Here is a 14,922-nt window from a genome sequence, read left to right as displayed (position 1 = left end):
CACTAGAACTTTCTTATAGATTTTCCTAAATTAGAATTCATTATTTTTCCATTTTCTAAAGCAACTTCTCCATTAATTAATACATATACTATTCCATCTGATAATAATTCTGTATTTTCAAAAGTTGCATAATCACGAATATCTTCTAAAGAGAAAATTGTAATATCTGCATCAGAACCTATAGATAAATTTCCTTTATTGATTCCTAAAATTTCTGCAGGTTTTGATGTCATTTTCTCTACTGCTTCATATAAATCAAGAACTTTAGCATCTCTTGAATATTTTCCTAAAACTCTAGGGAAAGTTCCTGTTGCCCTAGGATGACCTATATTTTTTGCATTAAGTATTCCATCACTACCTATAACTGTATAAGGATATGATAGAGCCTTTTCCATATCTTTTTCATTAATTGTATAAGCTATTATCATTGTATCTGGTGCTTCTTCTCTTAAAGTATTAAAGAATTCTTCGGTACATCTTTTTCCTCTATATTTTCCTTCCATAACCTCTAATTTATCATAAGTAATATTATATCTTTCTAAAAATCCTTCATCAAATGTGATAGAACCTATTTTAGCACTAAAAGCTGTATAAGGATAACAATCACAATATACATTTATTCCTTCTTCTCTTTTTTTATCTAACATTTCTAAAGCTTTATCCATTTGACCAAAACCAGCCATACTTCCAATATGTGATACTAAATAATTAGCTTTTACATAATTTCCTAAATCTAAAAATTCATCTATTGCATTAAATATATTTTTAGCATCTTCTCTTAAATGTGCTGCAATGATTTTATGTTGTCCAAGCTTCCCAAGAGTTGTCATCTCATTAAAATCTATTCCAGGAACATATCTAAGACCAAAACTAATTCCTAATAGCCCTGATTCTCTCATAATTTTCTTCCCTATTTCATACATTTTTTCTACTTGGTCATTTTCAAGACTTACATATCTATCAACACCTATTTTTTCTCTTAATATTCCATGTGGTAATAACATTCCAAAGTTAATAGGATGTCCTTCATCTACTCCATCTAAAAATTCCTTTGGATTAGAAACTCCTATTCCAGAATTTCCCCCTATTCCTGTAGTAACTCCCATAGATAACATTCTTTTAAATATTTCTCTATCTGGTGTTGTTCCATCAGTTAAAACTTCATGCATATCAATATCTATAAATCCAGGACAAACACACATACCTACTGCATCTATTTCATGATCTCCAGTTAATATCTGATGAGATATTTCTACAATTTTTCCATTTTCTATTGCAATATTTAATGGCTCATATAAACTATTTTTTGGGTCTATAACTAATCCGTGATTTATTACTGTTCTCATATCCTAATTTAAGTTACATTTTTTATATTGTAACTTTCCTCCCTTCTTTATTTGTTTGTATATCTAAGTTGTGTTATAAAATAATTATATCATATTTTAATAATTTCCGCATATTGTTTTTTAGATATTATAATTCTATAAATACATCATTAGCTACTAAATCTTCAAAAGATTCTCTTTTTATTGAAAGATAAGATTTTCCATCTTTAACAAATACAACTGCTGGTCTTGTAGCTTTATTGTAATTACTAGACATTGAATATCCATAAGCTCCTGTTGTAGATACAAATATATAATCTCCCTCTTGAGCTTTAGCAAGTTTCATATCTTTTCCTATTAAGTCTCCAGACTCACAACATTTTCCAGCAATAGTAACTATATCATCAGCTTTTTCATTAAGTCTATTAGCTATTACAGCCTCATATTTTGCTTGATATAAAGCTGGCCTTATATTATCAGTCATTCCTCCGTCAATGAATACATATTTAACTCCTCCATATGTATTTTTTATTCCACCAACTGTATATAAAGTTCCACCTGCATTACCTACAATGCTTCTTCCAGGTTCAATTGAAACTTTTTTTAAAGTCATCTTTTCTTTTTCTAAAGTTTTTTCAATATGTTCTATCATAGATTTCATAAATTTTTCAATATCTACTTCTACATCTCCATCTACATAATAAACTCCAAATCCCCCACCTAAATTCATTTCAGGAATTTCTATATTAAATCTTTCTGAAATTTTCTTAGTAAACATTATCATTGTTTCTATTCCTTCATGAAATGCTTTAGTGTCAAAGATTTGTGAACCTATATGACAATGAAATCCTAAAAATTCTAAATTTTTATAAGAAATAATTTTTTCTATTATACTGTAAATATTTTCATCAAATATAGATTCTCCAAACTTAGAACTATGTTTTGATGTTCTTATATATTCATGAGTATGAGCATCAATTCCTATATTTATTCTTAACATAACCTTTATTTTTTTATTCTTTTCTTCTGCAAGTGTTCCAAGTTTATCTATTTCACTTATATTATCCAATATTACTATTCCTATATTCCAATCAAGACACATTTCAAGTTCTTCTATACTTTTATTATTTCCATGCATATGTACTCTATTCATAGGAAATTTTGAAACTTTTATAGAATACAATTCTCCTCCAGAAACTGCATCTATACTTAATCCATATTTATCAATTATTTGGCACATAGCTTTAGATAAAAATGCTTTTGAAGCATAAACTACTTCAGTTTCAAATTTATTTGACTTAAAATTTTCTATATATTTTTTTATATTACTTTCTATTAATTCTTGGTCCATAATATATAACGGAGTCTTATATTCTTTTGCAAGTTTTTCTACTGATACTCCTCCTATTTCAAGAATTCCATTATTATTTTTCATTGTTCCAAAATATCTCATAAAACTTCCTCCAAAATTTTTATAAAAAAAGACAGTCTCCTCAATTTTAGACTGTCTTTAGTAACCTATATAAAAATAATAATTATATTTTAGATAACTTACTTGATAGCCCTCCATTGAAAACTCAATGACAGTAAAATAGATATTATCTAATTTACCAATAAAAATGTTTTGACCTTCACTTCTATTTCGGCAAAATCTCCTTTCAAATTATTCTCCGTTTGTCAGACTAAAATAATTTTACTCTTATCATTTGCTCCTCTATCTTAAATTCTTTTAAATAAAAGTATATCTAAAATTTATTAATTTGTATAATATAAATTATATATATCTGATATATATTTTTTTTATTATTTTACATGAATAGCTCTATTTTTTATTTCTTTCATTCTTCCTTCTAAAGCATGAGTTATATTATAATTTGAAATATATCCACAACATCTTCTTTGAATTTTCATTTTCATTCCCTCTTCATTACCACATTGTGGACATTTATATTTTGTTGTATGTTCATCATAAGATATTTCTCCTGTATATCCACATTCAAAACATACATCTGATACTGTATTTACTGCAAAGTATTCTATTCCTTTATCATGAGCATATCTCATAAGTTCTAATATTGCATCAGAATTATAAGTTTTTCCTCCATTTTCAACATACATAATATTTCCACCATTACAATATTTAATAAATGGAGCTTCTACATCTATTTTGTCAAATGCATCTATTGGTAATTCTGATGAAAAATGGAAAGAATTTGTATAATATTCTCTTTTTAGTAACCATTCAGGCATTACATCACTATAATTTTTCTTATCTATATTAAAGAATGTTGCTATACTAGCCTCTGCTGGTGTTCCATAAACTGATACAGGTAATCCTGTTTCTTCTTTTATTTCATCAGCTTGTTTTCTTATTTCTTTCATTATTCTAAGCCCTAACTCTCTTCCAGCTGGTTTTGATATATTTTGCTTATCATCTGTAAGTATTCTTACACAATCATCTATTCCTAAGAAACCATATGATACAGATGCTCTATCTGATTTTAATAATTTTTCTACTGTTTCATTTGGTTCTAATCTAGCAATAGCTCCATATTGAAATAAAATAGGTGCTTGTTTAGCCTTTAATTTTCTAACATTTTCATATCTTTTTAAAATACCTAATTTCATAAGTGATTTCTTTTCTTCTAATAGTTTCATAAATGTTTCTACTACATCTGTTCCCTTATGTCTTAAAGATTCTAAAGCTATTTGAGGTAAATTTAATGTTATAACACCAAAATTAAATCTTCCATATTGTTGATATTTTCCATTTTCTTGAAATTCATGGTTTACTCTTGAACGACAACCCATTCTTGCATAATATTTTCCTGCATCATAGTCTTCTTTAGAATAGAATAATAAATCTGGATAATATGTATGTGCTATACATTTAGAAACTTCTTTAGTTATATAATAATATGGGTCTCCCTCTTTTAAATTGTATCCATCTACAACTATATAAGATAGTTTAGGGAAAATTGCTGGTATTTTTAGAGCTCCTAATCCTGTTTGTCTAACTTTTAAGTAAGCTAGTATTATTTGCTCAGATTCCCAAGAAGTAGGAATATTAAAAGTTATTGTAGAAAATGGAGTTTGAGAAGCTGACCCTAAAATACTATTTGTTTGATACTCAAATAATTGACAAGCATCATAAATTTCTTTTGCTGTCTTTTTGATAACTTTTTCAAATACTTTAGGATATTTTGTTTTCAATTCTTCATTAGCTGAATCTAGTTCTAATGTATCATCATACTCTTTTTCATATAAAAACTCAAAATAATCATTAAAGTTTTTAACAAAATTTTTCTTTGCATATTTTGCAAAAACTTCATTAAAGTTAGGTATAGAATTTCCTCCATATTGTTGCGAACTAACACTAGCCATTATTTGCATTGCGATATTCATAGCAGTTCCAACTGATTTAGGAGTTTCTACATCAGTATTTGTTATTCTAGTTCCATGGTCTAACATATCCTCAACATTAATTAAACAACAGTTTGTTAATTCCTTTTCTACATCTGAATCATGCCAATGAATAGTTTTTTTTCTGTGAGCTTCATATAACTCTTTACCAATAGATTTTTCTACATTAAATCTAAAATATTCTCCTGATATTAGGTCTCTAGCAACTGATGGCAATGTAGAATTTTTATTTGAATTTTCTCTATCTCCATTTTCTAATATTCCTTCTATTCTTTGGAATAAACTATCAGTTTCTTTTAACCTAGCTTCACTTCTTTTTGTTCTATATCTTTCAAATTTTTGAGCTTGACAAAAATATCCAAAATCACATAAAGTTTTAAATACAATATCTTGTATTTCTTCAATATCTATTTTTTCTTTCTTCATTAATTTTATTTTATTTAATATATGGTCTAACATTTCTACAAGAACAGCTTCATTTTTGAAAGGCATCTCTTTGTGAACTTTTTGTAAAACTATAAATATTTTATCTTTATTAAATGCTACTACATCGCCATTACGTTTAATAACTTTCATATTAACCCCCATATCATATTTCTATTCAATTTATATAATAAGATTTTTTATTTTTCCGCTCTAATATAATAGCATATATTGTGTTTTTTATCAATGTTTTTTCACTAGATATTGTGATTTTTTAACAATTATTCCTTTATTTTCAATGGATTTAATAATCATTCTTTTTTTATATAGAAATCTAATCAAAAAATATATTTGACGACTTTTCTCTTTAATGTTAAGCAATTTTAAATATTTTTATATATTTTTTTTAATAACTATATATAGTGGTAATTTTTTCAAAAATAACACAACAAAAAATATTTTATAACTAAAAATTATGAAACTTTTAGATAAATATATTTTTTTAAAATAAAAAAGGAACTGTTATAAACTATACAACAGCTCCAAAAAATTTTATTTAGATATTATTTTATTTAATTTTTCAGCAAATTCTACTGGATTTTCTATTTGTAATCCCTCTATTAATAGTGATTGATTATATAATACATACAATAAATCTTTTAATTCATCTTCATCACTAATATTTTTAATTTTTTCAAATAAAGGATGTGTTGGATTAAATTCTAATATTTTTTGAGCTTTAATATTTTCATTTCCAGGAATTTCTGATAATGTTTTTTCCATTTCAAGAGAAATCTCTCCTTTAGACGCAAGACCAACAGCTCCACTTCCTAAATTATTATTAAGTCTTACCTCTTCTATTTTTTCTCCTAATAAGTTTTTAATTTTTTCTAATAAAGTTTTATTTTCTTTTTCTAAATTTTCTCTTGTTTCTTTTTCTTTTTCATCTTCTAAATTAGATAAATCTGAATCATTTATAGATTTAAATATTTTTTCATTATATTTCATAAGAGTTTTTAAAGTAAATTCATCTATTCTATCTGTTAGATATAATACTTCAAATCCTTTATCCTTAAACACTTTTACTTTTGGTAAAACTTTTAAGAATTCTTCATTTTCTCCTGTTACATAATAGATTTCTTTTTGTTCTTCTTTCATTCTTTCAACATATTCTTTCAATGTAGTATATTTATCTTCAAAAGATGATTTAAAAATTAGTAAATCTTGTAATTTTTCTTTATTTATTCCAAACATATCTTGTACACCAAATTTTATTGTACGACCAAATGTTTCCCATAAAGTTATATATTTTTCTCTATCATCTTTTATCAATTTTTTCAATTCAGTTTCTATTTTTTTCTCTATATTTTTAGAAATTTTTATAAGTTCATTATCTTGTTGTAATATCTCTCTTGAAATATTTAAAGAAAGGTTATCTGTATCAACTATTCCTTTCATAAAACTAAAATATTCAGGAATTAAGCTTTCAGCATTTTCCATTATAAATACATTTTTTGTGTATAATTGTAATCCTCTTTTATAATCTCTTGTATAGAAATCCATAGGTGTTCTTTTTGGAATATAAATAAGTGCTGTGTATTCTAATGACCCTTGAACTTTTAAATGAAAATGTAATAAAGGGTCTTCATGGTCATAGAAAGTATTTTTATAGAATTCATTATATTGTTCTTCTGTAATATCTTTTTTATCTTTTTTCCATAGAGGTGTTTCATCATTTAACTTCTCTTCACCAAAATAAATTGGATATTTTATAGAATTTGAATGTTTTCTAACTACTGTTCTTATTTTATAATCTTCTAAAAATTCTTTTGATTCTTCATTAATAGTTAAAACAATTCTAGTTCCTCTTTTTAAATCTTCTAAGTTTTCTATTTCTTCTATTTCATAAGTTCCATCTCCTTTAGAAGACCACTTAATAGTTACATCACTATAAGGAGATTTTGTATATAAAGTTATATCACTAGATACCATAAAAGCTGAATAAAATCCAACTCCAAATTGTCCAATTATATCTAATTGTTCATTTTCTTTTGCTTCTTTAAATTTTTCTATAAATGCTTTTGAGCCAGATTTTGCTATTGTTCCTATATTTTCATTAACTTCATTAAAAGTCATTCCTATTCCTGTGTCTTCTATTATTAATTGATTTTTATCTTTATCAACCTTTATCTCTATTTTAAAATCTTTAGAATCTTTTAAAAGTTCTGTATCTGTTAAAGATTTAAATTTTAATTTATCTATAGCATCACTAGCATTTGATATTAATTCTCTTAAAAAGATTTCTTTATTTGTATATATAGAATGTATCATAAGATTTAGTAATTCTTTTGTCTCTGCTTGAAAATTTTCTGTTTGTTTTCTCATTTTATGCCTCCTAATAATATTAGCACTCGTTTATATAGGTTGCTAATTCTCTAATATTAAAAATATCACATTTAATATTATTTGTCAAGGCTTTTCATAATTTTTTTTATTTTTAGAAAAATTTTATTTTTTTATAGTCAAATTTAATATATAATCATTTTAAGGAAAAATTTTACATTTGAAGGAGAGATTTATGGATGAAAAATTATATAGAAATTTAGATATATTAGAAGCTTATATAGGAACACCTGAAAAATTTCAATGGTATGAGAAAGCTTTTGATAAATATGATGTTAATGGCATAGAAAAAATAGCTTGGAATTGGTCTTGGTATGCTTTTTTCTCCACTCCTATTTATCTACTTTATAGAAAATGTTATATAGCAGGAATTATTTTTTGGATTCTTCAATTTTTCACAAATATCTATTATGGATTCACCGGAGTTATTCTTTCAATAATTTTAGCTGGAATAGCTCCAATGTTGGTTTTTAAAAGATATAAAAGAGTTGTAAAGCAAATCCAAGAAGTTGAGAGTAATCCTAATTTAAGAATTGAAATGGCTAGAGATTTAGGCGGAGTTAACAAAACAGCAAGAAATTTAGGAATTATTTTTCAAATAACCTTACTATCTTCTTTATTACTTTCTTTAATATTATATTTTGGAACTATGGCTTCTATAATTAATTACTATTAACAGTAAAAGATCTAATAAAATTTAAGCTGTTACATTTATTAAATTATTAATTATAATAAAATGTAACAGCTCTTTATATTTTATAATCTTATATTTAATTGTTTATTATATATATTAATTTTTTTCAAATTAGTGCTATCAAATGTATAATCTACTTCTATTTCACTATTTTTTAATAAATTTACATCACTAATTCTCTTACTTGAAAATACTTTATTCCTATTTTTATCAATAGCAAAAAGGTTTTCTGATTTATCTAAATTTATTACTCGCAAAATTTTATTACTTTTATTTTTATAATTAATTGTTACTACAGTAGAATTTTTAGTATTTTTTATAGCTGTTATTTCTATATCCACATATTCTTTAAAAGTTTTTGGATTATCTATTGTGACAATCATTTTTTTACCCTTTTCAATTCCTTGATCTATTCCTTGTTTAATTCCTGTTGCAACTTCTTTACTTCCTTCTACTGCTGTTGAAACTATACTAGAAACTGTATCAGTAAATTCATTATTTGCTCCAAAAGATATTATAGTTATTAAAAATAATCCAAATATTATCTTTTTCATATCCTGCCTCCTTAAGAAATAATATTTTATATATTTTAGACTTATTTTTAATAGATTTTTCTAAAAATATTTTTTATAACCCCACTTCTAATCCTTTACTTTTAGATTTGGTAATAGAAGTTGTTTCAGTATGAGTTATAATATCTCCATTCTTATTTATTTGAGTATTAGAATTAAGTTTTGTATCTGTAGTTGATTTTGTTTTTACTATCCCCTCTCCATAATCTATTCCATAAGTATTATATAATCCAGAAGCTATAAGAACATTTAATATAAAACCAGTTTTTTCAGCTACAGTTTTATTCTTAGATATTTCTCGTTGTTTTTCATTGTTTGTATTAGTATTACTACATCCTATTAAACATAAAATTATTCCCAATGAAATTATTATTTTTTTCATAAATCACTTCCTTTTTTTATCTTTTTCTAGTATATTATTGTAATTTTAAATTTAAATTTTGTCAATATTTTTCTTTGATAATTTTTCATTTTTCCATTGATATTTAAAGAAAAACATGATATACTTCTCTTTACGGACATTAATAATTTATTATTTTATAAGGAGAATTATGTTTTCAAAAATTAATCTTAGTGAAGATTCTGTGTCAAAATTATTTGTTAATTTTTCTGTCCCTTCTGTTACAGGAATGGTTATATCTGCTCTCTATGCTATTGTTGATGGAATATTTATAGGAAGAGGAGTAGGAGCAGATGGTTTAGCTGCCATTACTTTAGCATATCCTATTATTAACTTAGGTGTGGCTTTAAGTTTTCTTTTTGGAATGGGTGGAGCTACTCTTATGTCTTTGCATCCTAAAAATATTAAATTTAGAAATACCTGTTTTTCTCATTTAGTAACATTAAATATTATTTCCTATTTAATTTTAGTGGCTATTACTTTTATTTTTAATGATAAATTAATGTTACTTATGGGTTCTAACGAAAGATTATTACCTATGGTTAAAGAATATCTCTATACTTGTGTTGTAGCTATGATATTTTTAATGTTATCAAATAGCCTTAATGCTGTTGTTAGAAACGATAAAGCTCCTCTTTATGCTTTTATTTCTATGATAGTCGGAGCTATCACAAATATTGTTTTAGACTGGGTATTTATTATAAAATTGGGTTGGGGATTATTTGGTGGTGCCCTAGCTACTGGAATAGGTCAATTTCTTTCATTTTTAATTTTAATTTGGTATTTTATTCATTCTAAAACAACTATTAAATACAAATTTGAAAAAATAAAATTAGTTTTCTTAATTAATATAGTTTATATAGGTTTTCCATCATTTACTATTGAATTTGCTGCTGCTGTTACAAATACTTTACTTAATAAAACTTTCATGGAATATCTTGGTGGATTAGGAGTTGCTGCTTTTTCTATAGTTGCCTATATTTGTTATATTTTTAGAATGGTATTCTCTGGATTTGGTCAAGCTTTACAACCAATAGCAAGTTTTAATTATGGAATAAAACTTCATGATAGAGTTAAAAAAATATTTAAAATTGCTCATTTGTATTCTTTTGTTACTGCATGTTTATTATTATTTATAATGATAAAATATGGAAGTTCTATTGTTAAACTATTTAATGATGATAAAGAATTAATTGAAGTAGCTAGTAATGGTCTTATATTATATTCTGTAGGTATTATGTTTTTAGCTGCAAATTTTATAAATATATCTTATTTACAAGCTAAAGGTGATAAAAAAATTTCTAATATTCTATCAATTTTAAGAAGTATTATATTTATTACTATTGCTATTATTATTCTTCCTAGAATTTTCGGTGAAACAGGAATTTGGCTTTCATTTCCTGCTGCCGATATTATGACTTTTGTTGCTAGTATATTTTTTTACAAAAGAATTATTGCATCATAAAATAAGCAAAATAATAAATGACTACTATTTTGTTAAAATTTAAAAAATTTCTTTAAAAAATTATTTTAATTTTTTAAATTTTTCAATTATAAAAAAAGTCCCTTATCAAATGATAAGGGGCTTTTTTTAATCTTCTTTTTCAACTATGCAAGGTTTTATATTCCAAATTTCATCTGCATATTTTCTTATTGTATTATCAGAAGAGAAAATTCCTGAATGAGCTATATTTATTAAACTCATCTTTTGCCATTTTTCTTGGTCTCTATATAATTTATCTATTTTTTCTTGAGCTTTTACATAAGCATCAAAATCTTTAAATACAAAGAATTCATCATTTTTATTAAATAAATCATCAGCTATCATTGAAAATTCTGATGCTGGTACTCCATAATACCCATCAGCTATTTGATGAACTATCTTTTGTAATCTAGGGTCATGGTCAAATATATCTCTCATGTTATAACCACCATGAGCATTATAATGCATTACTTCTTGAGAAGTTAATCCAAATACAACTATATTATCTCTTCCTACTGCTTGGTCTATTTCAACATTAGCTCCATCAAGTGTAGCTATAGTTATAGCTCCATTCATCATAAATTTCATATTTCCTGTTCCTGAAGCCTCTTTAGATGCTGTTGAAATTTGTTCACTAACGTCTCCAGCTGGTATTACTTTTTCTGCTAAACTTACTCCATAATTTTCTAAGAATACAACTTTTATCTTATCTTTAATTTCTGGGTCATTATTAATTTTATTAGCAACAGTATTTATAAGTTTTATAATTTGTTTAGCTAAAGAATATCCAGGCGCTGCTTTCGCTCCAAAGAAGAATGTTCTTGGAACTATATCTAGATTAGGATTCTCTTTTAGTTCATTATATAAATACATAATATGGAATAAATTTAGAAGTTGTCTTTTATAAGCATGTAATCTTTTTACTTGAACGTCAAATATAGATTTTGGATTTATTTTAATTCCATATTCTTTTTCTACAAATTTAGCAAGTTCTAATTTTTTATTTGCCTTTATATCAGCAAGTCTTTGTAATATTTTTTTATCATCTTTATATTCTAATAATTTTTTCATAGAACTTGTATCTTTTATCCATGCTTCTGAACCACCATATAGTTCAATAAATAAATCTGTTAATGGACGGTTAGCTTTTACAAGCCATCTTCTATGAGTAATTCCATTTGTTTTATTATTAAATCTTTCTGGATACATTTCATAGAAATCTTTTAATTCTCTATTCTTTAAAATTTCTGTATGTAGCCAAGCAACTCCGTTTATAGAGTGAGAACCTACTATAGCAAGATTTGCCATTTTTATATTATTATTTTGAATAATTGACATAGCATTTACTTTACTCCAGTCATTGTAGAATCTATTAGCTACTTCATTACAGAATCTTCTATTGATTTCTTCTATTATCATATAAATTCTTGGAAGTAATTTTTTAAATACATTTACATCCCATTTTTCTAAAGCTTCTGCCATTATTGTATGATTTGTATAGGCTAAAGTTTTTACTGTAATTCTCCAAGCCGTATCCCAATCTAATCTATGGTCATCTATTAATATTCTCATAAGTTCAGCTACTGCTACAGCTGGATGAGTATCATTAATGTGAATTGCTACATAATTATGTAACTCTGTTATTGGTTCACCTAATTTTAAGAAAGTTCTTAGAATACTTTGAATTCCAGCACTTGTAAAGAAATATTCTTGTTTAAGTCTTAATCTTTTTCCCTCTACACTTCTATCATCTGGATACAATACTTGAGATATTTCTTCAGCTGAATATCTTTGCTCTAAATATCTCAAATATTCTCCTCTTTGTAAAGTTGATAGATTTATTGGTTTATCTGGTAATTCAGCGTTCCATAATCTTAAAGTATTTACATTTGCTGTTTGATATCCTGGAACTGGCACATCATAAGGAGTAGCACGAATAATTTCTGGATTTTCATAAACAGGAACCATTCTTCCATCTTCTTCTTTTAAGTATACATTTCCACCAAAATATACATCTACACCTTTATCTGCTCTTTTAATTTCCCAAACAAAATCTTTCTTTAACCATTCATCTAGTTGTTCAACTTGATAACCATTTTCAATTTTTTGCTTAAATAATCCATGTTTAAAACGAATTCCATTTCCATGAGCTGGTAAAGATAGAGAAGCCATTGAATCTATAAAACAAGCTGCTAATCTTCCTAATCCTCCATTTCCTAATCCAGCATCTTCTTCAAAGGAAACTATTTCATTAAAATCAATTCCAAGTTCTTTTAATGCTTCTTCACAAACATCTCTTATTCCTAAATTAATTAAGTTAGTTTCTAATAATCTTCCTATTAAAAACTCCATTGAGAAATAGTAAGTTTGTTTAACTTTATTTTCTCTATAAACTTTGTTTGTTTCAGCCCATTTTTCTGTTAAATAGTCTTTAATTAGTTTACCTAACGCATAATACTTATGTCTTAACGAAGCTGTTTCTATATCTTCTGCAAAGGTAAAAGTAAGTCTTTTAAGATAATCTCTTTTGATATCTTCTTTTGTTTTGTTAAGTATCATCCTATCCTCCTATTTATGTTAATTTAATGTTGCTTACAATATTTTTTCATAAAAAAACCCCCATCCTTTGACAGGGGCTTTCTTTTATTTAGTTATTAATTTCAATTTTCCTGCCTATGTAAATTATATACATTTGTCAAGAAAATTTCAATAAAAAATTTTTTAAATACCAATTTTTACTAAAATTGTTCAAAATTATATCAATTTTTCATATAATTTTTTATATTCTTCAGCTGATTCTTTCCAACTTATATCTGAAGACATTGCATTTTCTTGTAATTTTCTCCATACTTTTTTATCTTTATAAAGCTCTACTGCTCCTTCTATAACATGAAGCATATCATGAGCATTATAATTTGTAAATGAGAATCCATTACCTGTTCCATCATATTTATTATATGGTGTAACAGTGTCTTTTAGTCCTCCAGTTTCTCTAACTATTGGTAAAGTTCCATATCTTAATGCTATTAATTGTCCAATTCCACAAGGTTCAAATTGTGAAGGCATTAAGAATAAATCAGCTCCAGCATAAACTCTTTTAGCTAATCTATTATCAAATCCTATAAATCCAAACATTTTATTTTTATACTTGTAAGTATAGTATCTAAACATATCTTCATAAGATTTATCTCCTGTTCCTATAACTACAAATTGTACATCAAGACTTAAAATTTCATCCATTACTCTTTTAATTAAATCAAGTCCTTTTTGAGAAACTAATCTTGATACTAATCCTATCATAGGAACATCTTCTCTAACAGGTAAACCTAAATCTTTTTGTAATTCTAATTTATTTACAACCTTATATTTTAGATTTTCTTTATCATATTGTTTATATATGTTTTTGTCTGTTAAAGGATTATGTTCATCATAATCAATACCATTTACAATTCCATATAATTTATAACTTATTCCGTTTAATAATCCATCTAAGTTTTCACCAAAATATGGAGTTCTTATTTCTTCTGCATAAGATTTACTTACTGTATTTACTATGTCTGAATACATTATTCCTGCTTTCATAAATGAAATACCATCATAGAATTTTATTGCATTTTCTGTAAAGAATGAATCATCTAAACCTAATAATTCACCTAAAACAGTTTTTGAAAATACTCCTTGGTATTTTAAATTGTGAATTGTATAAACTGTTTTTATTCCTTGATATCTTACATCATAACTATAATGTGTTTTTAAGAATAATGGAAGAACTCCTGTATGCCAGTCATTACAGTGAATAACATCAGGTTTAAAGTCATCTAAATATTTTAATGTTTCTAATATTGCTCTAGAAAAGAATGTAAATATTTCACCATCATCATAATGTCCATATGGCTCTGGTCTTTTAAAATAATATTCATTATCTAGAAAATAAAAAGTAACCCCATCATATTCTAAACTTTCAAGTCCACAATATTGATTTCTCCAACCTACTGGAACTTTAAATTCAGTTACTTTTTCCATTTTTTCTTTAAATTCTTCTGCTATTTTTCCATATTTTGGAAGAATTACTCTCACATCAACATTTATTTTTTTTAATGCTTTAGGTAAAGCATAAGCAACATCTGCTAATCCTCCTGTTTTTAAAAAAGGAGCAGCTTCAGAAGCAGCAAATAAAACTTTCATTTTACACCTCCATA

General features: G+C 25.5%; 10 protein-coding genes and 1 riboswitch. Of the genes, 2 read left to right on the top strand and 8 right to left on the bottom strand.

Translation table 11 applies throughout. The features are described from left to right. Nucleotides 1-2: 2 nt before the first annotated feature. The 4 genes from T364_RS0107830 to htpG form a co-directional block, all read right to left on the bottom strand. On the bottom strand, nt 3-1,346 hold the full coding sequence (locus T364_RS0107830; RefSeq protein ID WP_027129085.1) for an amidohydrolase family protein: 1,344 nt from the start codon (nt 1,344-1,346) through the stop codon (nt 3-5). A 127-nt stretch (nt 1,347-1,473) separates the two neighbouring features. Beyond that, nucleotides 1,474-2,778 carry a diaminopimelate decarboxylase gene (gene lysA / locus T364_RS0107825; RefSeq protein ID WP_027129084.1) on the bottom strand — a complete coding sequence of 435 codons (1,305 nt, stop codon included), beginning with the start codon at nt 2,776-2,778 and terminating at the stop codon, nt 1,474-1,476. A gap of 98 nt (nt 2,779-2,876) precedes the next feature. Continuing rightward, a riboswitch (Lysine riboswitch) is annotated at nt 2,877-3,050 on the bottom strand. Nucleotides 3,051-3,128: 78 nt separating this feature from the next. Continuing rightward, a complete protein-coding gene (gene nrdD / locus T364_RS0107820; RefSeq protein ID WP_035945572.1) occupies nt 3,129-5,324 on the bottom strand; it encodes an anaerobic ribonucleoside-triphosphate reductase in 2,196 nt (731 codons plus the stop codon). Nucleotides 5,325-5,723: 399 nt separating this feature from the next. Next, nucleotides 5,724-7,556: a molecular chaperone HtpG gene (gene htpG / locus T364_RS0107815; RefSeq protein WP_027129082.1), complete on the bottom strand. Its 1,833-nt coding sequence runs from the start codon at nt 7,554-7,556 to the stop codon at nt 5,724-5,726. Nucleotides 7,557-7,749: 193 nt separating this feature from the next. Between htpG and T364_RS0107810 the strand changes: the two genes are divergently transcribed. Next, nucleotides 7,750-8,250 (top strand): DUF2628 domain-containing protein, encoded by a 501-nt coding sequence (locus T364_RS0107810; RefSeq protein ID WP_027129081.1) that lies wholly within the window; start codon nt 7,750-7,752, stop codon nt 8,248-8,250. Nucleotides 8,251-8,330: 80 nt separating this feature from the next. Here T364_RS0107810 and T364_RS0107805 read toward each other — a convergent pair whose 3' ends face one another. Continuing rightward, entirely contained in the window at nt 8,331-8,822 is a 492-nt protein-coding gene (locus T364_RS0107805; protein WP_027129080.1) for a hypothetical protein, read from the bottom strand. A 73-nt stretch (nt 8,823-8,895) separates the two neighbouring features. After that, the gene (locus T364_RS0107800; RefSeq protein ID WP_027129079.1) at nt 8,896-9,222 is read right to left on the bottom strand and encodes a hypothetical protein; all 327 of its coding nucleotides are present in this window, start codon (nt 9,220-9,222) and stop codon (nt 8,896-8,898) included. A gap of 169 nt (nt 9,223-9,391) precedes the next feature. Between T364_RS0107800 and T364_RS0107795 the strand changes: the two genes are divergently transcribed. Further along, nucleotides 9,392-10,705 (top strand): MATE family efflux transporter, encoded by a 1,314-nt coding sequence (locus T364_RS0107795; RefSeq protein WP_027129078.1) that lies wholly within the window; start codon nt 9,392-9,394, stop codon nt 10,703-10,705. Nucleotides 10,706-10,831: 126 nt separating this feature from the next. Here T364_RS0107795 and T364_RS0107790 read toward each other — a convergent pair whose 3' ends face one another. Next, the gene (locus T364_RS0107790; RefSeq protein ID WP_027129077.1) at nt 10,832-13,282 is read right to left on the bottom strand and encodes a glycogen/starch/alpha-glucan phosphorylase; all 2,451 of its coding nucleotides are present in this window, start codon (nt 13,280-13,282) and stop codon (nt 10,832-10,834) included. A gap of 195 nt (nt 13,283-13,477) precedes the next feature. Further along, entirely contained in the window at nt 13,478-14,908 is a 1,431-nt protein-coding gene (gene glgA / locus T364_RS0107785) for a glycogen synthase GlgA (protein ID WP_027129076.1), read from the bottom strand. Between the last annotated feature and the right edge of the window lie 14 nt (nt 14,909-14,922).

Origin of the sequence: Fusobacterium perfoetens ATCC 29250, assembly GCF_000622245.1 — a bacterium.
In the GTDB taxonomy this organism is placed as follows: domain Bacteria; phylum Fusobacteriota; class Fusobacteriia; order Fusobacteriales; family Fusobacteriaceae; genus Fusobacterium_B; species Fusobacterium_B perfoetens.
Note: the sequence above shows the minus strand (reverse complement) of the source record. Positions and strands in the feature narration are given on the sequence as shown.